The organism is Pseudomonas sp. (assembly GCF_041601375.1).
In the GTDB taxonomy this organism is placed as follows: Bacteria; Pseudomonadota; Gammaproteobacteria; order Pseudomonadales; family Pseudomonadaceae; genus Aquipseudomonas.
Genome location: NZ_JBFIIG010000059.1, coordinates 1 through 22602, shown reverse-complemented (window position 1 = coordinate 22602; position 22602 = coordinate 1). Strand labels below are relative to the sequence as shown.

At 61.6% G+C, this 22602-nt stretch carries 20 protein-coding genes and 2 pseudogenes; 9 read left to right on the top strand and 13 right to left on the bottom strand.

Annotated elements, in window-relative coordinates:
* A partial coding sequence (gene glsB / locus ABZE94_RS10350; RefSeq protein WP_372875441.1) for a glutaminase B occupies nucleotides 1-710 on the top strand: 710 nt, incomplete at its 5' end.
* A 165-nt stretch (nucleotides 711-875) separates the two neighbouring features.
* Entirely contained in the window at nucleotides 876-1271 is a 396-nt protein-coding gene (locus ABZE94_RS10345; protein ID WP_372875440.1) for a RidA family protein, read from the top strand.
* Nucleotides 1272-1302: 31 nt separating this feature from the next.
* Here ABZE94_RS10345 and ABZE94_RS10340 read toward each other — a convergent pair whose 3' ends face one another.
* From ABZE94_RS10340 to ABZE94_RS10330, 3 genes are all read right to left on the bottom strand, one after another.
* Nucleotides 1303-1758: an N-acetyltransferase family protein gene (locus ABZE94_RS10340; protein WP_372875439.1), complete on the bottom strand. Its 456-nt coding sequence runs from the start codon at nucleotides 1756-1758 to the stop codon at nucleotides 1303-1305.
* A gap of 136 nt (nucleotides 1759-1894) precedes the next feature.
* Nucleotides 1895-2896 carry an asparaginase gene (locus ABZE94_RS10335; protein WP_372875438.1) on the bottom strand — a complete coding sequence of 334 codons (1002 nt, stop codon included), beginning with the start codon at nucleotides 2894-2896 and terminating at the stop codon, nucleotides 1895-1897.
* Nucleotides 2897-2960: 64 nt separating this feature from the next.
* Nucleotides 2961-4406, bottom strand: a complete 1446-nt coding sequence (locus ABZE94_RS10330) for an alanine/glycine:cation symporter family protein (protein WP_372875437.1) — start codon at nucleotides 4404-4406, stop codon at nucleotides 2961-2963.
* 163 nt (nucleotides 4407-4569) lie between these two features.
* Between ABZE94_RS10330 and ABZE94_RS10325 the strand changes: the two genes are divergently transcribed.
* Complete coding sequence (locus tag ABZE94_RS10325) at nucleotides 4570-5388, top strand: helix-turn-helix domain-containing protein (protein ID WP_372875436.1); 819 nt, start codon at nucleotides 4570-4572, stop codon at nucleotides 5386-5388.
* Between the two features lie 218 nt (nucleotides 5389-5606).
* Here ABZE94_RS10325 and ABZE94_RS10320 read toward each other — a convergent pair whose 3' ends face one another.
* From ABZE94_RS10320 to ABZE94_RS10310, 3 genes are all read right to left on the bottom strand, one after another.
* Nucleotides 5607-6362, bottom strand: a complete 756-nt coding sequence (locus tag ABZE94_RS10320) for a substrate-binding periplasmic protein (protein WP_372875435.1) — start codon at nucleotides 6360-6362, stop codon at nucleotides 5607-5609.
* A 127-nt stretch (nucleotides 6363-6489) separates the two neighbouring features.
* Nucleotides 6490-7749, bottom strand: a complete 1260-nt coding sequence (locus ABZE94_RS10315) for a dicarboxylate/amino acid:cation symporter (protein ID WP_372875434.1) — start codon at nucleotides 7747-7749, stop codon at nucleotides 6490-6492.
* 107 nt (nucleotides 7750-7856) lie between these two features.
* Entirely contained in the window at nucleotides 7857-9281 is a 1425-nt protein-coding gene (locus tag ABZE94_RS10310; RefSeq protein WP_372875433.1) for an aspartate ammonia-lyase, read from the bottom strand.
* Nucleotides 9282-9694: 413 nt separating this feature from the next.
* On the opposite strand from ABZE94_RS10310, the gene ABZE94_RS10305 reads away from it, so the two are divergent.
* A complete protein-coding gene (locus ABZE94_RS10305) occupies nucleotides 9695-10606 on the top strand; it encodes a LysR substrate-binding domain-containing protein (RefSeq protein ID WP_372875432.1) in 912 nt (303 codons plus the stop codon).
* 354 nt (nucleotides 10607-10960) lie between these two features.
* Here the strand turns inward: ABZE94_RS10305 and ABZE94_RS10300 are convergent, their stop codons facing one another.
* Entirely contained in the window at nucleotides 10961-11920 is a 960-nt protein-coding gene (locus ABZE94_RS10300; RefSeq protein WP_372875431.1) for an SGNH/GDSL hydrolase family protein, read from the bottom strand.
* A 408-nt stretch (nucleotides 11921-12328) separates the two neighbouring features.
* Between ABZE94_RS10300 and purE the strand changes: the two genes are divergently transcribed.
* The 4 genes from purE (at nucleotide 12329) to ABZE94_RS10280 (ending at nucleotide 15095) form a co-directional block, all read left to right on the top strand.
* The gene (gene purE / locus ABZE94_RS10295) at nucleotides 12329-12820 is read left to right on the top strand and encodes a 5-(carboxyamino)imidazole ribonucleotide mutase (RefSeq protein ID WP_372875430.1); all 492 of its coding nucleotides are present in this window, start codon (nucleotides 12329-12331) and stop codon (nucleotides 12818-12820) included.
* Nucleotides 12821-13060: 240 nt separating this feature from the next.
* A complete protein-coding gene (locus ABZE94_RS10290; protein ID WP_372875429.1) occupies nucleotides 13061-14146 on the top strand; it encodes a 5-(carboxyamino)imidazole ribonucleotide synthase in 1086 nt (361 codons plus the stop codon).
* A 132-nt stretch (nucleotides 14147-14278) separates the two neighbouring features.
* Nucleotides 14279-14524: a GlsB/YeaQ/YmgE family stress response membrane protein gene (locus ABZE94_RS10285; RefSeq protein WP_372875428.1), complete on the top strand. Its 246-nt coding sequence runs from the start codon at nucleotides 14279-14281 to the stop codon at nucleotides 14522-14524.
* Nucleotides 14525-14561: 37 nt separating this feature from the next.
* On the top strand, nucleotides 14562-15095 hold the full coding sequence (locus tag ABZE94_RS10280; protein ID WP_372875427.1) for a DUF3299 domain-containing protein: 534 nt from the start codon (nucleotides 14562-14564) through the stop codon (nucleotides 15093-15095).
* 224 nt (nucleotides 15096-15319) lie between these two features.
* Here the strand turns inward: ABZE94_RS10280 and ABZE94_RS10275 are convergent.
* Nucleotides 15320-15458: pseudogene (locus ABZE94_RS10275) on the bottom strand (IS4 family transposase); the annotation flags it as partial.
* A 334-nt stretch (nucleotides 15459-15792) separates the two neighbouring features.
* On the opposite strand from ABZE94_RS10275, the gene ABZE94_RS10270 reads away from it, so the two are divergent.
* A complete protein-coding gene (locus ABZE94_RS10270; RefSeq protein ID WP_372875426.1) occupies nucleotides 15793-17889 on the top strand; it encodes an autotransporter domain-containing protein in 2097 nt (698 codons plus the stop codon).
* A gap of 221 nt (nucleotides 17890-18110) precedes the next feature.
* On the opposite strand, the gene ABZE94_RS10265 is transcribed toward ABZE94_RS10270, so the two are convergent.
* The 5 genes and pseudogenes from ABZE94_RS10265 to ABZE94_RS10245 all read right to left on the bottom strand — a co-directional run.
* Complete coding sequence (locus ABZE94_RS10265; protein WP_372875425.1) at nucleotides 18111-18881, bottom strand: hypothetical protein; 771 nt, start codon at nucleotides 18879-18881, stop codon at nucleotides 18111-18113.
* 13 nt (nucleotides 18882-18894) lie between these two features.
* Nucleotides 18895-19446, bottom strand: a complete 552-nt coding sequence (locus ABZE94_RS10260) for a hypothetical protein (protein WP_372875424.1) — start codon at nucleotides 19444-19446, stop codon at nucleotides 18895-18897.
* Between the two features lie 10 nt (nucleotides 19447-19456).
* Complete coding sequence (locus ABZE94_RS10255) at nucleotides 19457-20989, bottom strand: hypothetical protein (RefSeq protein ID WP_372875423.1); 1533 nt, start codon at nucleotides 20987-20989, stop codon at nucleotides 19457-19459.
* Complete coding sequence (locus tag ABZE94_RS10250; RefSeq protein ID WP_372875422.1) at nucleotides 20881-22089, bottom strand: hypothetical protein; 1209 nt, start codon at nucleotides 22087-22089, stop codon at nucleotides 20881-20883. Before ABZE94_RS10250 ends, ABZE94_RS10255 begins: the two co-directional genes overlap by 109 nt.
* Before the next feature lie 57 nt (nucleotides 22090-22146).
* Nucleotides 22147-22602: pseudogene (locus ABZE94_RS10245) on the bottom strand (type VI secretion system tip protein VgrG); the annotation flags it as partial.

Here is a 22602-nt window from a genome sequence, read left to right as displayed (position 1 = left end):
GCCTGGTCCAGGCCATCGCTCATTCCGGCGAGGACATCTGGCAGCGCCTGGGCCACGAGCCGTCCGGGCAACCGTTCAATTCCCTGGTGCAGCTGGAGTTCGAGCGCGGGCGGCCGCGCAACCCCTTCATCAACGCCGGCGCCCTGGTGATCTGCGACATCAACCAGTCGCGCTTCGCCACGCCGGTGGTGTCCCTGCGCGATTTCGTCCGCCGTCTGGCCGGCAACCCGCAGGTGGCGGTGGACAACCGGGTCGCCGATTCGGAATACCAGCACCGCGCGCGCAACGCGGCGGCGGCCTACCTGATGCAGTCCTTCGGCAATTTCCATAACGATGTGGAAGCGGTGCTGCGCAGCTACTTCAGCTACTGCGCGCTGCGCATGAGCTGCGTCGACCTGGCCCGCGCCTTCTGCTTTCTGGCCAACGGTGGCTTCTGCCTGCACAGCGGTGCGCAGATCCTCACCCCGCGGCAGGCCAAGCAGGTCAACGCGATCATGGCCACCAGCGGGCTGTACGACGAGGCCGGCAACTTCGCCTACCGGGTCGGCCTGCCGGGCAAGAGCGGCGTGGGCGGCGGCATAGTCGCGGTGGTGCCGGGGCGCTTCAGCGTCTGCGTGTGGTCGCCGGAACTGAATGCGGCCGGCAATTCCCTGGCCGGAATCAAGGCGCTGGAGCTGCTCAGCGAGCGGATCGGCTGGTCGGTGTTCTGAGCGGCCGTGAAAAAACTCCTGCCTACTGCGACCGTATCCAAACGCCCGCGGCGAACGTCTGGAGACGCTCGCGCGACGGCGTTGGATATTTCCACAACCTCCGAGCCGGCAGGTTGCTAGGCTACTTGCTGCACGCCTTTCCACCTACTGCCGTCAGGAGCCCCCATGCCCCAGTACCACATGTTCGCCGGCGCACCCGCGCCGGTTGCACCCTTTTCCCATGCCTGTGAAGTCGATGGCTGGGTGTTCATCACCGGGCAATTGCCGATCGACCCGGGCAACGAGTCCGCACCGCTGCCGGAGGGCATCGAGGCGCAGACGCACAAGACCTTCGACAACCTGCTGGTGGTGCTGCGGGGGCTGGGTCTGGGCTTGGAGCATGTGGTTTCGGCGCGGGCCTTTCTGACCGATTTCCATGGCGACTACGAGCGCTTCAATGCGCTGTATGCCGGCTATTTCCCCGAGGGTATGCGCCCGGCGCGCACCTGCATTGGCACCACCGGCCTGGCCCGTCATGCCTTGGTGGAAATCGACTTCATCGCCCGGCGGCCGGCCGCTTGACCGCCGTAGGCGGGAGTCTTTTCACAACCTGTCACAGCAGTTTGCGGAACTGCACGAAGCCCGAGCGTTCGGCGACCCGCTCGTAGAGCAGCATGGCCTTGCTGTTGGTTTCGTGGGTCAGCCAGTACACCCGCGCGCAGTCGGCCAGGCGGGCCTGGGCGTAGACGTGTTCGATCAGCTGGCGACCGACGCCGCTGCTGCGCAGGTCCTTGGCGATGAACAGATCCTGCAGGTAGCAGTAGTCGCCAACGGTCCAGGTCGAGCGGTGGTAGACCCAGTGCACCAGGCCGATGGCCTTGCCCTCGTGCCAGGCCAGGGCGGCGTGCATGGGTTCGGCCGGGTCGAGAAAGCGCTGCCAGGCGAGATCGCTGGCGGCGGCGGGGATTTCGGTCATGTAGAAGCGCTGATAGCCCTGCCACAGGGGCAGCCAGGCGGCATGGTCGGCGGCGCTGACGGGGCGGATCTCGGCGGGAATGCGAACGGCCATCGGACAGCCTCCTGTCGGTGAGATCCATCATCCTGAAACGGTTGTGCCCTGACCGCAAGCTGTAGGAGCCAGGTTGACGCCTAGTCCTTGCTGGCGATCTTGGCCAGGGATCGCCTTTCAGGCGTTCCCGTGGCTCCTACACGTCCGCCTGCTCGGCGCGTTCGCCGCACAGGTCCAGGGCGAACCAGTGTTCCGTCTCGGCCTGGCTCAGGCCGGCGCCGAGCAGGGCGAACAGCTTGCCCAGGGCGGCTTCGCGGGTCATGCCGCCGGCCGAGACCAGGCCGGCGCTGGCCAGCTTGCTCCCCGCCGCATAGACGCCGAACTCGACATGGCCATGGGCACACTGGCTGATCGCCGCCAGTACCACGCCGCGCGCATGGGCCGCCTTGAGCGCGGCGAGCAGCTCGGCGTCGTCCGACGGCCCGGTGCCGCTGCCGTAGCACTCCAGCAGCAGGCCGCGTACGCCGCTGGCGAGCAGGGCGTCGACGTGCGCGGCCTGGATGCCGGGGAAGAACGGCAGCACGGCGAGGCTCACCGGCTGGCGCGGCTGACGGTAATCGAGACGGGCGGGGATACGCTCGGCGCGCGGACTCCGGCGCTGGCGCGGCAGTTCGGCGAAGGCGCCGAAGGTGGCGCTGGCCAGCTTGCTGACCCGTGCGCCATGCATCAGCTTGCCGTCGAAGTACAGCTGCACGCCGGGTGCAACGCCCTGCTGCAGTGCCTGCATGGCGCCGAACAGGTTGGCCCAGGCATCGCTGCCCGGGGCGCCGGCCGGCAGCATCGAACCGGTCAGCAGCACTGGTACCGGCAGGCCGAGCAGCAGAAAACTCAGGGCCGCGGCGCTGTAGGCCAGGGTATCGGTGCCGTGCAGCACCAGCACGGCGTCGCAGCCGTCCTGCTCGATGCCTGCGCGGATCGCCGCGACCATCGCCAGCCAGTTGGCCTGGCTCATGTTGGCGCTGTCGATCGGCGGCAGCAGCTCGCGGAAGATCCAGGTGGGCAGTTGCCGCCCTGGTTCCTGCGCTTCTTGCGCTCGCAGGCGCGCCTCGAAGCCGGAGGCGGGCGCCAGGCCGTCGGCACTCATCTGCATGCCGATGGTGCCGCCGGTGTAGAGCACCAGGAGTTTTGTTATCGCCATGACGGCTCTCCTCAGATAAAAAAACAGGGGGCCATGGCCCCCTGTGTATCACATCGTTAGCGGCTCAGCGCTGGTGCACGCTGTGGCCGATCTCGGCGCTCAGGGTCTGCGGCGTTGTCGACGGCTGGGCTGGCCAGACCGCCGGGTCGAGGTCCAGGTCGGCGAACTGTTTCGGGTCGAAGACCGGCGACTCTACACCCGCCTTGATCTGACCGTCGTAGTCGCGCATCAGGCGCAGGCCGACCTTGAACAGCAGGGCCAGGGCGATCAGGTTGGCGATGGCCAGCAGGCCCATGGTCACGTCGGCGAAGGCGAACACCGTGCCCAGATCCTGCACCGAACCCCAGAGTACCAGGCCGATCACCAGCACGCGGTAGGCCTGCACCAGCCAGCGCTTTTCGCTGAAGAAGCCCAGGGCGTTTTCGCCGAGGTAGTAGTTGTAGATCAGGGTGGTGAAGACGAACAGCAGCAGGGCGATGCTGATGAATACCCGACCCCACTCGCCGAGCACGCTGGCCATGGCGGTCTGGGTCAGGATCACCCCGGACACTTCCATGCCCGGCTGGTAGACGCCGGAGAGCAGGATGATCAGCGCGGTGCAGCTGCACAGGATCATGGTGTCGATGAACACGCTGAGCGATTGCACGATGCCTTGGGCGACCGGGTGCTTGACCTCGGCCACGGCGGCGACGTTGGGTGCACTGCCCAGGCCCGCCTCGTTGGAGAACAGGCCGCGCTTGACCCCCATGATGATGGCCGCGCCTATGCCGCCGGCGAAGGCCGGCTCCAGGCCGAAGGCGCTCTTGACGATCAACGTCAGGGTCGCCGGGACAGCCTCGATATTCAGACCGATCACCACCAGCGCCATGGCGATGTAGGAGAAGGCCATGATCGGCACCAGCACTTCGGCGAACTTGGCGATGCGCTTGATGCCGCCGAAGATGATCAGGCCGATCACCGCCATCAGAATGAGGCCGCTGATATGGGTGGGCAGGCCGAAGGTGTCATGCATCGAGCTGGCCACGGTGTAGGACTGCACGGCATTGAAGCCGAAGCCGAAGGTCACCAGCAGCAGGATCGAGACGACGATGCCCAGCCAGCGCTGGCCGAGACCGTGCTGGATGTAGAAGGCCGGGCCGCCGCGGTAGCTGCCGTCGGCTTCGCGGCGCTTGTACAGCTGGGCCAGCGAGCACTCGAAGTAGCTGGTGGCCATGCCGACCAGGGCCACCATCCACATCCAGAACACCGCGCCCGGGCCGCCGAGCATGATGGCTACCGAGACCCCGGCGATGTTGCCGGCGCCGACGCGGCCGGCGACGCTGAGCATCAGCGCCTGGAACGAGCTGAGCTGGCCCGGGCGGTGCTTGAAGGCCTCGCTGAAGATGCGGAACATGCTGCCGAAATAGCGGAACTGGACGAAGCGCGAGGCGACGGTGAAGTACAGACCAAGGCCGATCAGCATCACGATCAGCAGCTTGCTCCAGATAAGGTCGTTGAGAATATCGAGCATGGCGGGAGGGTCTCTCTCTCTTGTTGTTGGGGAAAAATGCAGCGTCAGCATGTGGCCCGGGAATGGTTGGCCAGACGCGTTTGTCATGCAATTTCGCGGGTGGCGGCGATCTGATGCGAGTTGATGCTACAATCGCGTCGCTCGCGCCAAGAGGAACTGCAGCATGTCGGAATACCTGGGGCCCAATCTCAAGCTGCTCTGCAGCCACTACCGCTCGATCGCCGAGGTCTGTCGCAAGCTGGCGATCAACCGCGCCCAGTTCAACAAATACCTCAGCGGCCAGAGCCGCCCGACGGCGCACAACCTCAAGCGCATCTGCGATTTCTTCGGCGTCGAGGCCTATGAACTGAGCCTGCCGGGCGAGCAGTTCGCCCACCTGATCGGTGCGCGTGGTAGCGGCCTGGAGCAGCGCGCCGGCGGCGATCCGCTGCTGGAGTTGCTGCAGCCGCTGCGCGAGCACGCCAGCAGCCTGGCGCGCTATTGCGGCTATTACTTCGAGTACGCCAACTGCATGTCGGTGCCCGGGCAGATCCTGCAGTCGCTGGTGCAGCTGCGCGAGGAGCGCGGCAGCTACCTGTTCGAGCGCCAGGAGCGCCAGGAACCGTCGCGCGCCGCCAGTGCCAAGTCCGAGGACTGGGTGCGCTGTCGCTATCTGGGCGCGGCCTTCTACCTGCAGGATCGGCTGTTCCTGATCGACTACGAGTCGCTGACCGGCAACGAGATGAGCCAGACTATCCTGATCCCCAGCTTCAAGAGCCGCATCACCCGCCTCAACGGCCTGAAGACCGGGGTCTCCAGCGGCGATCGGCGCACCCCGGTCTGTACCCGGGTGGTCTGGGAGTTCCTCGGCAGTGAGATCAACCGGGTCAACGCCTTCCGCCAGGCGCTGCTCTACGACCCGGACGATCCGCGGATCGATGCCGACATCCGTCGGCGCCTGGCGGGTGCGCATATCCGCGATGGTCTGTTCGAGATCGAATAGGCACTCGGCCGCGTAGGCTGCGGTGTCCAGTCTGGGCAAGCGGGCGGAGCAGGGCTTTTGCGGGCGTGCAGGGGACGCCTGGTCTTTATCCGCGAAGGCGATTGCGCGCAAACAACGCCGGGTCGCCCTTGTGGGAGGGGCCTTGGCCGCGATGACTGAGGGTCTTGGGAGACCCCATCGCGGACACGTCCGCTCCCACAGGGAGTAGGTCGTAGCAGTTAGCACAACTCGGGGTTCTTCGCGCAGGTGCCATAGCCTTCGCTGCGCATCTGCTCGAGTGCCGCCTGCAGGCGTTCCACCACCTCATCCGGAATGTCCTTGTTCAGCGCCAAGTAGAGCTGTGAGGTCTCGAAACTCAAGACCGCGCTCAGGCCGCTGACGCCTTGCTCTTTGGCGTAGACCCGCCAGACCGGGTCGGACGTGGCCCACAGGTCGATCTGCCCGCGCTGCAGCTTGCGCAGATTTGCCTGGTCACGCAGGGCGTTTAGCGGGGTGAAGCCGAGGCGTTCGAGGTATTGGCTAACGGCCGCGCTGCGGTAGGCGCCGATGCGGTAGGCCTTGGCCTGCTCCAGATTGTCCAGGCGCGGGGCGCTCCCCTCGAGGCCGACCAGCACGCTTTCATACTGGGCGATCGGCCCGACCCATTTGAACAGGGGGCGCCGCGCCTCGCTCAGCGAGGTGGAAAACAGCCCGTGATTGGGCGTTTCCAGGGTCTGTTTATAGATCCGCGCCCAGGGGAAGCGCAGGGTCAGGCTGTAGCCGATGCCGGCACGCTTGAACATCTCGCGCACGATATCGGCGCTGAGGCCCTGGATATTCTGGTCGCGGGCGAAGTTCTTGTTGTTTGCCGCCATGTTGAAGGGCGGAAAATTCTCGGTGAGCAGTATCACCCGGTAATCCCGTGGCAGCTCGGCGTGAACGCAGGACGCGAACAGCAGGCCAAGCAACAGGTGCAGCGAGACAAAACGGCGCATGGTCGATCACTCCTAAACGCGAGCGCCCCGCGCCCGACGGTTGTCCGGGCGGGGCGGGCTTCGCAACGGATGCCGGCGGGGCCCATGCCCCGGCGGTGGTGAGTCAACGGTGGGGCGGTGGGGCGGCCTATTCCTTGTTCGAGTTGTTGTAGACCTCGCGGTCCAGCTCGTTCTCGCTGCGCCCGACCAGGGTGGTGGTCATCAGGTCGCCGGCGACGTTGACCGTGGTGCGCGCCATGTCGAGGATGCGGTCGATGCCGGCGATCAGCGCCACGCCTTCCAGCGGCAGGCCGACCGCGGTCAGCACCAGGCCGAGCATGATCAGCCCGGCGCCGGGGATGCCGGCGGTGCCGATCGAGGCCAGGGTGGCGGTGAGGATGATCATCAGGTACTGGCCGGCATTCAGGTCGACGCCGAAGGCCTGGGCGATGAACAGCGCCAGCACACCCTGGTAGATGGCGGTACCGTCCATGTTGATTGTGGCGCCGACCGGCAGCACGAAGCCGGCCACGCCCTCGGACACGCCGAGGTTCTTGCGCGCGCATTCGATCGACACCGGCAGGGTGCCGGCGCTGCTCGAGGTGCTGAAGGCCACCGCCAGTGCCGGAGCGATGCCCTGGAGGAAGCGCAGCGGGCTGAGCCGGGCGAGCAGACCGAGCAGGCCGCCGTAGACCAGCAGCACATGGGTCAGGCTGGCCAAGTAGATCACCCCGATCACTCCGGCCAACGGCAGCAGCACCTCGGCGCCGTGGCTGCCGACTACCCCGGCGATCAGGGCGAACACGCCGTAGGGGGCGCAGCGCATGATCAGGTCGGTGAGTTTGTAGAAGGTCTCGGCCAGGCTGTCGAACAGCTTGATCGCCGGCGCGGCCTTGTCGCCGATCAGGTTCAAGCTCACGCCCAGGGCGATGGCGAACACGATGATCTGTAGGATGTTGCCCTCGGCGAAGGCGGTCACCGGGTTGCTCGGCACCAGGCCGACCAGGATCTGCATCAGCGAAGGCGCCTGCTTGGCCTCGCTGGCGCCACTGGCGACCATGTGCATGCCCTCGCCAGGGGTAAAGAGCGTGCCAAAGAGCAGGCCGATGCTCACCGCGAAGGCGGTGGTGACCAGGTAGATGGCGATGGTCTTGACGCTGATGCGGCCGAGCTTGGCGCTGTCCTGCATGGAGGTGATGCCGGCCACCAAAGAGACGAACACCAGCGGCACGATGAGCATCTTGATCGCATTGAGGAACAGCGCGCCGAGCGGTGCCAGGATCAGGGCGTCTTGCTTGAGCGCGATGCCGGTGGCGACGCCGAGGGTCAGGCCGATAAGGATCTGCTGCCACAGGGGCAGGCGCCCCCAGAGGCGCCATGGGGCGGTGAGGATCGTGCTCTGGTTCATGTGCTTTTACCGTTTGTTGTTGTTATTGGGCTGACCGTCTGCGCGGTCTGGCGGGGCGGCGCTCGGCGAACCGAGCGCCGTTTCAGGCGCGACGGGGCGCGTCGGATTCAGGCTTTGAGTGGCACCAGGCGCGGCGCGATCATGTTTTCCGGGCTGAGGATGTCGGCCAGGGTGGCGTCGTCCAGCAGGTTCTCTTCACGCACCAGCTCCAGCACGCCGCGGCCGCTGAGCAGCGCCAGCTTGGCGATGCGGGTGGAGTTTTCGTAACCGATATAGGGGTTGAGCGCGGTGATCAGGCCGATGGAGTTCTCCATCAGCGCCCGGCAATGGGCCTCGTTGGCGCTGATGTCATTGATGCAGTGCTCGCGCAGCATGTCCATGGCGCGTTGCAGCAGGCGGATCGAGTCGAAGATCTTGTAGGCGATCAGCGGCTCCATGACGTTGAGCTGCAGCTGGCCGCCCTCGGCGGCGATGGTCAGGGCCAGGTCGTTGCCGATGATGGCGAAGGCCACCTGGTTGACCGCCTCGGGGATCACCGGGTTGACCTTGCCGGGCATGATCGAGCTGCCGGGCTGGCGCGCCGGCAGGTTGATCTCGTTGATCCCGGTGCGTGGGCCGCTGGAGAGCAGGCGCAGGTCGTTGCAGATCTTCGACAACTTGACCGCGGTGCGCTTGAGCATGCCGGAGAACAGCACGAAGGCGCCCATGTCCGAGGTGGCTTCGATCAGGTCGGCGGCCGGCACCAGCGGCTGGCCGCTGATCAGCGCCAGGCGGTCGACGGCCAGTTGCTGGTAACGCGGGTCGGCGTTGATCCCGGTGCCGATCGCGGTGCCGCCCAGGTTGATTTCGGTGAGCAGCTCCGGGGCCAGGCTGCGCAGGCGCGCCAGGTCTTCGCCGAGGGTGTTGGCGAAGGCGCGGAATTCCTGACCGAGGGTCATGGGCACGGCGTCCTGCAGCTGGGTGCGGCCCATCTTCAGCACGTGGGCGAATTCCTCGCCCTTGGCCGCGAAGGCGCCGATCAGGCTGTCGAGGCTGGCCAGCAGGGTGTCGTGACCGAGCAGCAGGCCGAGGCGGATGGCGGTCGGGTAGGCGTCGTTGGTCGACTGCGCCATGTTCACGTCGTTGTTCGGGTGCAGGTACTGGTATTCGCCCTTGGCGTGGCCCATGGCCTCCAGGGCGATGTTGGCGATCACCTCGTTGGCGTTCATGTTGGTCGAGGTGCCGGCGCCGCCCTGGATCATGTCGACCACGAACTCTTCATGAAAGTCGCCGCGGATGATGCGGGCGCAGGCTTCGCTGATCGCCGCGTGCTTGGCCGTGCTGAGGTGGCCCAGCTCGCGGTTGGCGTCGGCGGCCGCCTGCTTGACCATGGCCAGCGCGGTGACGAACTTGGGGTAGTGCGCCAGCGGCACGCCGGACAGGCGAAAGTTGTTCACGGCGCGCAGGGTCTGGATGCCGTAATAGGCCTCGGCGGGGACTTCGAGGGTGCCGAGCAAATCTTTTTCGACGCGGAATGATGCAGTAGCGGACATGATGGGGGTATCTCTAGGGAATACGGCTGACGCCGCGATATCCCGTAGGTTATGGGCTGCGGCCACAAACTGGCCAATGCTGTTAAGCGCTAGGCTATGCACAATCGGCATAATGTCGGTGTGACGCCGAATTGTCGGCGAGCGTAGTAGGGTGGGTTAGCGGCGCCGTACACCGCCTCTATCCCACCTGCACCTGTGGCGCGGCGCGTAACCCACCAGGCGATCGACCGCGTTGTGCCGGTGGTGGGTTACGCCGCGTTACGCCGCCGTAGGGCGTACTCGCGCAGCAGTACGCCGGAGCAGGTTCGGCTGTGCGCGTGGGGTGAATCGGCAAGGGTCTGGCGGACTGTTCGCTACGCTCCTGAGTCCGCCCTACGCCCCGCCCTACGTTCAAGCCACGAGATGGATGCCTTATGAACCTGGAAACCAAATGGCTGGAAGACTTCGTCGCCCTGGCCACCACCCGCAGCTTCTCCCAGGCGGCGCAGAAGCGCTTCGTCACCCAGCCGGCCTTCAGCCGGCGCATCCGCAGCCTGGAGAACATGCTCGGCCTGACCCTGGTCAACCGCGCTTGCACGCCGATCGAGCTGACCGAGTCCGGCCAGCTGTTTCTGGTCACGGCACGGAGCCTGGTCGAGCAACTGGGCGAAGTGGTGCGTCACCTGCACAACCTCGAAGGCAAGCAGGGCGAGGTGTTGCAGATTGCCGCCGCGCATTCGCTGACCCTGGGCTTCTTCCCCGAATGGATCGCCCGCCTGCGCCGTGAAGGCATGCCATTGAATACCCGGTTGGTGGCGACCAACGTCGGCGAGGCGGTGCACTCGCTGCGCGAAGGCAGCTGCGACCTGATCCTCGCCTACTACGACCCGGATGCCGCGTTGCAGATGGATCCGGATATCTTCCCTTCGTTGCACCTGGGCCGCACCGAGATGCTGCCGGTGTGTGCGGTGGGCGAGGACGGCCAGCCGCTGTTCGACCTCGACAGCGGCCAGAGCGTGCCGCTGCTCGCCTATACCGCCGGCGCCTTTCTCGGCCGCTCGGTGAACCTGCTGCTGCGCCAGCGCGCACTGCGCTCGACCACGGTGTACGAGACGGCGATGGCCGACAGCCTGAAAAGCATGGCCCTGCAGGGCATGGGCGTGGCCTGGGTGCCGCGCCTGTCGGTGACCGCCGAACTGGCCCGCGGCGAGCTGGCGGTGTGCGGCGACGAGCAATGGCGGGTGCCGCTGGAGATCCGCCTGCACCGCTGCGCCCTGGTGCGCAAGGCGGCGGTCAGGCTGTTGTGGCGCAAGCTGGAGGGTGGCGTCGGCCGCAACGAGGCGTGAGCTGGGGTATTCGCTCCCCGGATTGCATCCGGGCTAGGTATTGCGGTCCTGGCACGCGTGCCAATCCTGAATTGTCGAGATACAAGGGTGGGTTAGCGGCGCCAACCTTTGAACGATCAGACACCGCCATCGTGGCGCGCCGCGTAACCCACCAGGCGCTATCCCTGCGTTGCACCGATGGTGGGTGACGGCGCAATGGATCTTGCGGGCTCATCGCTATCGGCAGCGTGCGCCTAACCCACCCCTACAGGGGATCGCGGTACATGGGTAAGACCGCGATTAACCGACATTTCAACGTTGTCGTGACCCTGGCCGGGTCGCCTCCTCATCCGTGCTCTGCCCGTCGCTCCGCTGCTACTGCGTAAGGGCAAAGACCGCCTCCTGGGCGAAGATGGCGTGCCCGAATGCGGTCGGGTGGATGCCGTCCCAGAACAGGAAGTCATCGGCGCTCCGGCAGGTGAAGGGCGGCACCCCGGGGGTGATACACGCGCTGTCCACCTGGCTCAGGCCGAAGGCCGCCGGGTCGGCCACCAGCTCGCCGAGCTTCTGATACAGGTCGAGCCGGGCGATTTCGATCCCCGGCAGCCCCTCGACACTCGCCAGCAGCCCCTCCAGGCCGGCGTTGAACGATTGCGAGAAGAATGCGGCCGCCTGCGCGGCGCCGGGGCTGAGTGTGTCGAGGGTGCGCACGGCGGGGGTCAGCCCGAGGTTGGGTGCGTTGGTGATCAGGAAGTAGCGGGCGCCGGCGGTGTACAGCGCATTGAGGTTGGCGCCGATGGCGGCCAGCGCATCGGCGATGATGGCGCCGCCGCCCGGGCCTGCCACCAGGGCGTCGCGGACGTCGTTGCCACCCATCTCCAGCACATAGAGCGCATCGGCCGGGGCCACGCCGCCAGCGTCGAAGAGGAAACTGCCAACCTGGAACGCCAGGTTGGCGTTGATCCCGTCCTCGTGCGCCCGGGCGCCGCCCACCGCATAATTGCTCGCGCCATCGTTGGCGCCGACGAAGGCCGGGCGCACGCTGGCGGCGAGCCCCAGCGGCCGGGCGAACTGCTCGATCCAGGTGGCGCCGTTGCTGAAGTGGTGGCCGCCGCGGGCATAGGGTGCGTCCGGCACCAGCAGCGAATCCAGGTTGGCGTAGGGCGCCGTCGATTGACGCCGGGTCAGGGCGAAGGCGTTGCCGGGGTCGGACAGGCTGGTGCCGAACACCACGATGCGGTCGAAGGCCACCTGCGCCGTCGCCCAGTTGGGCGCCAGCAGGGCGGTCGCCAGGAAAGCTATTAGCGTCCAGCGGGTGGCCGATATCGTTTTCATTGCAGATGCCCTCTATTAGGAAGGTTGGCCCCCTGAACAAGTCGACTACCGGGATAAACAACGGCAAGCAGGTATTAGATTAGTCGACGACTGCCCTGTGCTGGTGGCCTCCAGGGGCCGTTCGTCGAGATGGGGGTTAGCCCTTTTCGGGTCGGCTGATAACGGCGAGTCTCCGAAGCGCTTGGGGGTGCAAGCTTTCGCGGCCTCTGTATGCAGAGAGAAAGACCCCACCCGTTCCGGCGGACGGACGGTCATGCAGGGGGGGCGATCTTTGTGTCGTTACGCTATACTGCGCCGCCTCCAAACCCGCCGGCTCGCGGGTTTGTCCCAAACATGACAAGCCACGCCCTCTGCGTGGCTTGTTGGTTTTTGACGCGCCCTGAGGCGCCAAATGATAGAGGCACGACGATGAGCGCACTGGTTGGCGTGATCATGGGCTCCAAGTCCGATTGGTCCACCCTTAGCCACACCGCCGATATGCTGGAAAAGCTGGGCATTCCCTTTGAGGTCAAGGTGGTCTCCGCCCACCGCACCCCGGACCTGCTGTTCCAGTACGCCGAACAGGCCGACAGCCGTGGCATCCAGGTGATCATCGCCGGTGCCGGTGGCGCGGCGCATCTGCCGGGCATGTGTGCGGCCAAGACCCACCTGCCGGTACTCGGTGTGCCGGTGCAGTCGTCGATGCTCTCGGGTGTCGATTCGCTGCTGTCGATCGTGCAGATGCCGGCCGGTATTCCGGTCGCCACCCTGGCCATCGGCAAGGCCGGTGCGATCAACGCGGCCTTGCTGGCGGCGAGCATCCTCGGTCACCAGCACCCGCAGTTCCACGCGGCGCTCAAGCAGTTCCGCCAGGAGCAGACCGACACCGTGCTGGATAATCCGGACCCGCGTCAGGCTTGATGGCGCGTTGGCCAGGTAAAAGCTTCGCGGGCAAGCCCGCTCCCATGGGGCGTGTGTAGAGTCTAGCGGGCCGTTGAAAAACGTTGGCGAGGCAGCCAGCGCAAGGCAAAAACAGGCGAAAAAGCGGAGTTTACGAGCTGTAAATGAGCATTTTGAGCCTGTTTTTAACGCCGCGATGGCAACGTAGGTAGTTTTTCAACAGCCTGCTAAGGCGCGTGCGGTATTGAAAGAGGTAGACGCATGAAAATCGGTGTAATCGGTGGCGGCCAACTGGGTCGCATGCTGGCCTTGGCAGGCACTCCGCTGGGGATGAACTTCGCCTTCCTCGACCCGGCGCCGGACGCCTGCGCCCAGGCCCTCGGCGAGCATATCCGCGCCGACTACGGCGACCAGGATCACCTGCGTCAGCTGGCCGATGAGGTCGACCTGGTGACCTTCGAGTTCGAGAGCGTGCCGGCCGAGACCGTGGCCTTCCTCTCCCAGTTCGTGCCGGTCTACCCCTGCGCCGAATCGCTGCGCATCGCCCGCGACCGCTGGTTCGAGAAGTCGATGTTCAAGGACCTCGGCATCCCCACGCCGGCGTTCGCCGATATCCACTCGCAGGCCGACCTGGATGCCGCCGCTGCCGATATCGGTCTGCCGGCCGTACTCAAGACCCGCACCCTGGGCTACGACGGCAAGGGCCAGAAGGTCCTGCGCCAGGCGCAAGACGTGAGCGACGCCTTCGCCGAACTGGGCAGCGTGCCCTGCATCCTCGAAGGCTTCGTGCCCTTCACCGGTGAAGTTTCGCTGGTCGCCGTGCGCGGCCGCGATGGCGAGACGCGCTTCTACCCGCTGGTGCACAACCGCCACGACAGCGGCATCCTCGCCCTGTCCATCGCCAGCAGCGATCACCCGCTGCAGGCCCTGGCCGAGGACTACGTCGGCCGCGTGCTGCAAAAACTCGATTACGTCGGCGTGATGGCCTTCGAGTTCTTCGAGGTCGACGGCGGCCTCAAGGCCAACGAGATCGCCCCGCGCGTGCACAACTCCGGGCACTGGACCATCGAAGGCAGCGAGTGCAGCCAGTTCGAGAACCACCTGCGCGCCGTCGCAGGCCTGCCGCTGGGCTCGACCGCCAAGGTCGGCGAGAGCGCCATGCTCAACTTCATCGGCGAAGTGCCGCCGGTGGCCGAGGTCATCGCCATCGACGACTGCCACCTGCACCACTATGGCAAGGCATTCAAGGTCGGGCGCAAGGTCGGCCACGCCACCCTGCGTTGCGCCGATCGCGCCACCCTGGAGCGGCAGATCGCGACCGTCGAGGCGCTGATCAACAAGGCCTGAGGTGGTCTCTGGCGCGGGCAGCAGCCGGCGCCAGCGACTTTTCACGGAACCTCCGCGGCTTCCATCAATCCGATAGCCTAATGCCATGGCGTTTCCCAGCCCCGGCACACTTACCTATTCGGAGAACCTGTCATGGGCATTATCGGCACCATCTTCATCGGCCTGATCGTCGGCCTGATTGCACGCTTCCTCAAGCCGGGCGACGACAGCATGGGCTGGATCATGACCATCCTGCTCGGCATCGGCGGCGCCATCGCCGCGACTTACGGCGGCCAGGCGCTGGGCATCTACCAGGCGGGCCAGGGCGCCGGTTTCATCGGCGCGGTGATCGGCGCGGTGGTCCTGCTGGTACTCTATGGCGCAATCAAGAAGGGTTGAGTGACCCTTCGCTTCTTAGTCACCTGCGAGTAAAACCATGCGTCACCTGCTGCTGTCCCTCCTGCTGCTGAGCGGCCTGGCCCGCGCCGAGCTGGCGGAAACCGACTGGCTCGACCTGATGCCGGCAGAAGACCGTCAGGCCCTCGAAGCCATGCCGGAAATCAGCCACGACAGCCCCGAGCAGGACGGCGCCTTTTACAATCCCGGCGGCCTTCGGCAGCAGGACCATAGCCTGCCGGCGGTGATGTACTCGGCCAAGACCGTGGCCGCCCTCGACGGCAAAGCCATCCGCCTGGGCGGCTACCCCGTCCCCCTGGAAACCGATGCCCAGGGCCGCAGCATCCTGTTCTTCCTCGTTCCCTATCCCGGTGCCTGCATCCACGTCCCGCCACCGCCGCCCAACCAGCTGGTGCTGGTGCGCTACCCGGCGGGCATCGAGCTGGAAGACATCTACGCCCCGCTCTGGGTCAGTGGCACCTTGCAGGTGGAGCCGGTCAGCAACGAGCTGGCCGATGCGGCCTATGCGCTGGACGCGGGGATGGTGCGGGTGGTTGAGGAAAGCGATCTTTGATTCGGCAGCCCTGGGGATAGGGGTGAAAAGATCATCTCTGATTGCCCTGCTGATAGGCCACGACTGTCCATTTTTCGTCATTTAACAACGACCGCTCTGGGTCGACTCCGACCCTCATTGAGCGGGCAGAGTCGGCCAGGAGCGGCCATTCGGGCCATCATTCTGGCTAATGGTCATGAAAATAAATGGACGGCCCTTTTTCTCATATGCAAAAGGCATGACCTCCTGAGTTCGTTCAGTAAGAACAGGACCAGGTTCTTGAAGGTCAGTTGGCGTCGGCGGGTAAAGTTTTGGGGCGGCTGACGGTGACCATCGATGAAGGTGGGACAATCGAGCAGGCTGGTTGGTTTGTACGATTTTCAAGCCGGGGTTTGGCGGGCGGTGTCAAATGCTGTGGAATGAGAGGCCGCCAGAGTTTCTCTTATGTGCTGATTTGAGCGCTAATCATATGATGTTTATAGGAAAGTGCTTAAGTTAATGGCAGTGATGTAGGACCTGCATTTCGTTCCATAGCAATTACTAGGTGCTTTTCACGGTGCGCCAATAGTTTCAATGATCCGATAGGTGGTAGATTTAGAGTTGATTGCGATTCGTGTTGGCTTCTTGTTTGAATAATTGTTTTATGATTGTTTGCTAATTATATTTATTAGGCCTAAGTTGCAGTGTCAATTATGACATTTTAATTTAAAGGGCCTATATGAAAACCAGCTTAATATCTGTAGCTGTGGCGGCTGCCATCGTGGCTTGGGCCCCGATTAGTTTAGCCCGCGAGGCCGTTGCGCTTCCCGGTGTAGTCGGGGCGGAAGGTGAGCTGAATGGTGTCGACACCACGGGTGGCGCCACATTGACCATTAACGACGGTCAGAATGTCAATACTAATAACGATCTCGGCGGTGCTTTTACCACGGATTCTGATAATACCGGCAATCTTCTGTTTCTTGGCGACTCGATAGTCACCGGGTCTACCGGCCAGCCAGGCGTTCTGTTTCTCAATATCAGTGCCGGTGCTACCGGTAGCACGGTTGACTTTAATGGCGACGTATTCGCCACTACGACCCAGATTAGCGGGGAAGGAACTGTAAATTTCAACGGTGACGTCATATCGGCACCTGTATTTGTCGGTGATGGTTTTCTTAATCTCGGCGCAGGCCAGCTGCTGACGGGGGCCATCACGACCAATACTGCGAATACCGGTACGTTGACCCTGAATAGCGGCAGTCATATAGACGGGGCTATTGGCGGTGCAAGCGGGCTGAAGCAAATCAATGTATCGGGCGGCGATGCATCCATTACCGGCGCCGTACAAGCGCAAGGTTTCAGTCTCGGCGCGAATACCTTGACCATCACCGGGGCGTTGACCACTAACGCCAACGGCACGATCGCAACCTCCCTTGCCGGTAATACCGTATACGGTAATATCCAGCCGTCCGGCGCCTCGAATATCAATGCTGCCGGCATTACGGTGATTCCAACTGTAACGGGCGTGCTTACTGCCGGAACGACGTTCACTATTGTTGGTGGCCTGGCGGGCACCAACGGGGCTACCGTAACCGTCCTCAATAGCAACCCGCTTTACACCTTCTCCAGTGTGCCGACCACTACGGGCGACGTACTCATCACCGTTGAATCGGTTTCACTGGGCGTACCCGTTGCCGATGCGGTTGCAGGGGCGTTACTGGGTTCCGCTGCTCCAACGGGTTCCGATTTGCAAACCGTTCAGGGCGCTGTGCTGGCTCTTCCCAATGCCGCAGCCGTCACCGATGCATTGGCTCAACTGGCCCCCAGCAGTACCAACCTGGCAGCACCCTGGGTAGCTGGGCAGGCGACGCGCCTTATGGAAGACATGCTGCAAGCGCGTGTGGACGAGATCCAGACCATGTGTTGCGACACCAGCTGCGGAGCCGATCAACCGCAACAAGACGCGCAGAAGTGTAAAGGCGACGAGCAGCCGAGCAATTGGTGGGTTAAGACCTTTGGCAATGTGGGTAGCCAGGGCGATGTCGATAACAGTTACGGCTACGACTCTAAAACCTACGGTTTGGTAGTGGCCTATGACCGGCCGGTGAGCGAGAACACCCGAATTGGTCTCAGCGCTGGTTATGCGAATAGCACAATTGACGGCAACAACTCCTCGGGTGAGACAACAGTCGATTCTTACCAGCTGACCAGCTATCTCAACTACACCCCGGGCCCTTGGTACGTACAAGGCGCTTTGACAGCCGGGGTGGATCGTTATGATGGGGAGCGCCAGATCAGCTTTCCAGGCGTAAATCGCACGGCTAGATCTGAATACGATGGCCAGCAGTACACGGCTCTGGTCTCGGCGGGAAAGCATTTCTACTTTGATCAGGAAGTCACGGTTACGCCCTTCGCGTCATTGCAGACCTCGCTTATCAAAGTCGACGGCTACAAAGAAAGCGGTGCCGGCGGCTTGAATCATCGTGTGGATGACCAGGATTACAACCTGACTCAATCAGGCGTTGGCGTTAAGGTCGAGCGTGTTATTCGATCCGGTGCCAGCACCTTCTCCCCTGAAGTTCATGTCAAGTGGTTGCATGATTTCAGCGATACCACCACCGAGCAGACGGTCGCCTTCAGCGGTGGCGGATCTGAATTTAACGTGAAAGGCATAGAGCAGGATCGCGATCTCTACAATGTCGGCGCAGGCATTACCTTCCTGTCTTGTAATTGCGATAACAGCTCTTGGACGGTCAAAGGGCAGTACGACTATAAGTGGAATGACAGCGATTTCTCGTCGAATCAATTGTCACTTATAGCAAGTCTCAAATACTAATCGACTGTTGTTGGCGACGGTTCACGATCGTTCTACGCGCTGTTGTCGCATAGCTCGCCAAAAGTAGTTGAATACAAAGAGGGGAGCGGTAGAAAACGAGGTTAGCCAACGCGCCCCGACCGCCCCTCAACTTTCCAGCACAAACAGCCCAACCTGCGGCGTCGGGCTGAGCCAGTAGCGGCCCAGTTGCCAGTGTGCATGTAATACCTACCCTCAAGTGTTCACTCGCATTCAGCGGGCTCCTTGACCTCTAGGAGCCTCGTACCCTCCAGCCTTTTTAGGCGGTGACCGTCCGGACTCTTCTCCACGTCCAAACCCAACGGAGTTGCGCCATCTGCGTCGTACACGAAGTAGGCATTCGCGGTTCCGAAGTCGCGCGAGTCAGCGCCCTTAATCGCGATTGTTCGCGGGCTTGCCGACACGAGGTCGTCGAGCGAGTCATAGCGCAATACGACACGGATTCCGGCCAAGCTGCCGACCGGAATATCCACAGGTTGTGGCGGCTCGGTCATCAACTGCTCAACGCCGGCGGCATTCGATTCGCCGATCCACTTATCCGAGTACGGAAATATCAAGTCCTGATAATCGCTGGTCAGCGGTTTACCCAGATTGCAGATGGCCTTCCTGATGGAGGCACCGTTCTGCGCGTTGCGGATATTGCCGTATATGCAGTCGACAATGGGGGCATCGTTTTCGATTTTAAGGGTGTAATACACTTGGAACGACGTACTTGAGGCTGCATTTTCATAGAACAAGGCTGGCCCTTCGTTGAAATTCACCAAGGCTCTATAGGTTTCGCCGCTGCTACTCACGGCAGTAGGGAATTTATTGGAAATGCCGCCCCACTCGATCTCCAGTGAGCCGGTCTCGTTGTTCACTGTATAGGTTTCTGTACGGTTGTCTCGCTCGAACTGCATTACGCTCGTCGCCGCCTGGATAGGTGCGGTGACGATGAGGGAGCAAAAAATTGCAGTGGTCAGTGCATGCTTCATGAATTAAAGTTATCTAGTTTTTTGGTTTAGTACAGCGAGAAACATTCTCGGCTCCCCCGATTTCTGAGAGTATTTCTACATCGGTCTCGCTTAATGCTTTGTGTGGGTCGCGTTCATCGATAATTACTTCTTCACCAGCCCATATCCAAGTGTTTCCTTTCTCAGCCCAAGTTCCGCCGCAAAATGAACCAGTTTCCTGTCTGGCGATACATCCACTGACTATTTCAACAAATACGCAGTAAGCGCGTTCATATTCTTCTTCTCCGGTATCGCTATGTATAGATCCGCGAATAATTTTATTTATTTTTAAGTATTCTTTGTTCTTTGAGAAATCAGAATCAGTACTTTCGTCGAAATAAGTATTTTTTTCGGTAAATAGCTGTTGGGAGATACCATTTTTTAAGAAATATATTTTAGTCCAAGAGCCTTGCTCAGGGTCGGCAAAAATTATCTCGCCCTCTTGAAACTTAAGACTAGTGGAGGTGTCTTGAGCGCAGGCGGCTATATGGCTTATTGCTATAAGCAGTGAAATTGTTAATGCGAATTTGTTTGTTATGAGCTTCACTGGAAATGCCTCAGAGGTTGTCTTTTAAATGTTGGTGTCTGCCCGGAGCAACACTTCGACCATGTACTACCGCCATTCTTCTTGTCTTGCCATAGTCTTCGAGTATCTCTAGTTCGTACAGAGCATGGTTGTCACCCCAGCTTGCAGGGGATTTAGAAAGACTTGGATTTTTATCAAAGAACCGCTTTAGAGTAGCCCCGAAGTCGCTGCTAACATAACCAGGGCGATTAATATGGTGGTCAAGCGCAGTGGCCTTGCCAAGCAGCGATTTAAGGAAATCTTTAAGTTTATATTCCGATCCAGAAGGTTTAATTTCCAGTACTTCACTTCTCATACGTTTGGAAAAGTCCAAAATTTGTTGCTCTTGAAACTTCTCATGAGTAATGGCTTTAAGTATTGCGCCAAGAGGGGGCGATTCAAATTTCTGTTTTTGAGTAAAGATGGACTCGCTAAAGTCTTTCCGAATCAGCGTCTTGAGGTCAGCGCCGGTATATTCATTGACTTCAGTTAGGGTCGAATTTTTGTAGTACATCTTTGCTCGTGCGCGGGGGCCTTTGACTGTCCAGCCGCAATTTTCAAAAAGGCTAGTATACAGGTTGGGGTAGCGCTCTTTAAAGTCAAATACTTGGATGGGGAACTCCCCGGCACCACTTGGGTTTATGGTTTTTTGCATGGCTCCGACTGTAAGTATTTCACTGTCGTAAGACTGTATGAAGTCTATATTTCCCTCGTTAGGGGACATTGCGATAAAAATCTTTTTCTCTTCTTCGGTAATTACGCCTGTAGCGGTTGTTTCGTCCCATTTCTTATATTTATCTAGAGAAATTAAACCGCTATACAAGGGGCCGTAGATAGTGGTTTGTCCTTTGAAACGGACGCATGAGAATATTTTGCCAAGTTTGCACCCGCAATCCGACACATCTCCAGAGAAGAACTGATTCACAAATGCCATCGGTTGAAAGTGCCACGCCTTTCCATCCCCACTAATCCCATGCTGTCCCACCAGTTCTTTCCACCAACTCAGCTTCTCGATCCGATGTTTTTCTTTTTCCCAGATCGGATTCGGTTTGCCTGGCTCTTCTGCCAGCAGTGGATCGAGTTCATCCCATTTGCTTTTGTTCCAGAACCACTCGCTTTCGTATTTGGTGATCAGTTGGTCGAGGACTTGTGCGTGCCAGGGTTTGCCGAGGGCAGCGCGGATTTCTGCGCTGGTCAGTACGCTGTCCTTGTCGGTGTCGACTATGTCGTAGAGGCGGGCGATGGCCAGGATAGGGCCGCCGTCGGCCTTGCTGATTTGGGCGCGGTAATTCTGCTTTTCGTCGTCGCTCAGCATGCCACGGGCATTGAAGGTGTAGGCCAGTTTCTCGACCGATGTACCGGTGTCTTCGATGCACTGGAAGTCTGGCCATTCCCAGGGGCTATGGCGCGTGGTGATCAGGTCCTGCTCGGCCAGCCAGCCGTTGATTGGGTTGCCATCCTTGTCTGCGAACAGCCCGTCAAGACGCCACCAGTGGGTGGTCTGAGGAGTGTTGCTTCCGGCCACGGCTGTGCTGACTTTGATTTTGCTGGCCGCCGGGGTAACCCGTCCAGCAAGGATTGCGGGATGATCAGGTCAACGCTGATTTGACTGCCGGCGTCGTCCAGCTTGGGTGGGTTGTCTGCCTTGATTTCGTCGCGGTGGGTAATCAGCCGGCTGGCGTCTTTATGGACCTTGAGTAAGGTCTTTTGCATGGCCGGCAATTGGCTAGCCCAGGCTCGGCTTTTGGCTATAAAACCGGGAACGTCTTCACAGCTGAACACTTCAAGGTGCAGCAGAGGCCGCGTCGCGCCGTTATGGTTCTGATACACGCCCAGATGGCCTATCAGTTCACCGGCTTTGATGGGGATGGTTTGCTCCAGAACCACCACTGTGTCTTTGGCCTTGGGTTCGCCCTGTGCTTTGAGCAGCTTGGCGGAAACAAAGCCGGGTAGGTTGCCCTCACTGTCTAGTGTCAGTGCCGGTTCGGCTGCACCATTGACGATACTCAGCAACTTACAGAAGTCGCCTTCTGTGTGGCTGATGGTGATCTGGGTACCTTTGGGCAGCACGGCCAATTTGCTCGCGTTGGCTATAGGCTCGGCGCGTACATTGAGGCCCTGGTCTTTGGTGTCGACGATGTATGTGGCCGCCTCCCAGAACCCAGGTCGGGGCAGATCCGGCTTGGCCTGATAACCGGCCCAGTCCTGCAAGTGCATATACAGGCTGTACAGGGTTAACTTGGGAGGCGATTGCCCACTGCTCGATGCTGTTCCGGTAGCACTCATTGCCGGCGCTTGCAGGCAGTGTTTGACCAGTACAAAGCCCGTGGAGAATGGCGCACGTTTGCTTTGCGGGATGTCGCCGGTGTACTCGGTGATCGGGTAGGTATCGTTAACCCGGTAGGCAATCACTTCTCCATCGGCGATACAGCGCACGCTAGACTGGTCGAAGACCGCGGCGGTGCCTTGATCGAAATGTACGCCGCCATGCCACAGGCCGTTTTCGCCGGTGGGGTAGTAGCCATCGCTAGCTTTGGCCATATGGGTCAGGTACTGCAGTGGATTGGTCGCAGTTCCCGTGTTTGGGAACGGATACGCCCAGTTGATCGGTTTGCTGTCTGCCATGCTGTAAATCCCTAATCCTTGTTTGCGGTCGTGGTGACGGCCCGCGCTTGATCCCTGTTAACCGGAGAAGTTGAGCATGCGCTTGCGCTTTGTTGGCGCACCGATCAGTTCGTTCCCTTGCGCCTGCTCCAACACATCCCCGGCCTTATCGCTATCCGCCGCTCCCGGCAGAACCGGTGGTTTGATGCCGATACTCGAGCCTTTGCCCGGCGCACCACCGGCGTTGATTTTCGCCAGCGGGCCGCTGAGGGTGATGCCGCCGGGGTCGAGTTTGATAAAGCTGCCGCCGGCTTTGAGGGTCAGTTCGACGCCGGCTTCGATGACCATTTTCTGCCCGGCCTTGAGGTGAATCTCGCGGCCGGCCTTGGTCAGTTGCGCGCTGCCGAGTTTGATGTGCTGGTTCTGCCCGACGCTGAGGTGGTCGTCGGGTTTGACCTCGACTTTGCGCTCGGCTTTGACGGTCAGGTGTTCTTCGGCTTTGAGCTCGGTAAAGCTGTTGGCCTCGACGGTGTC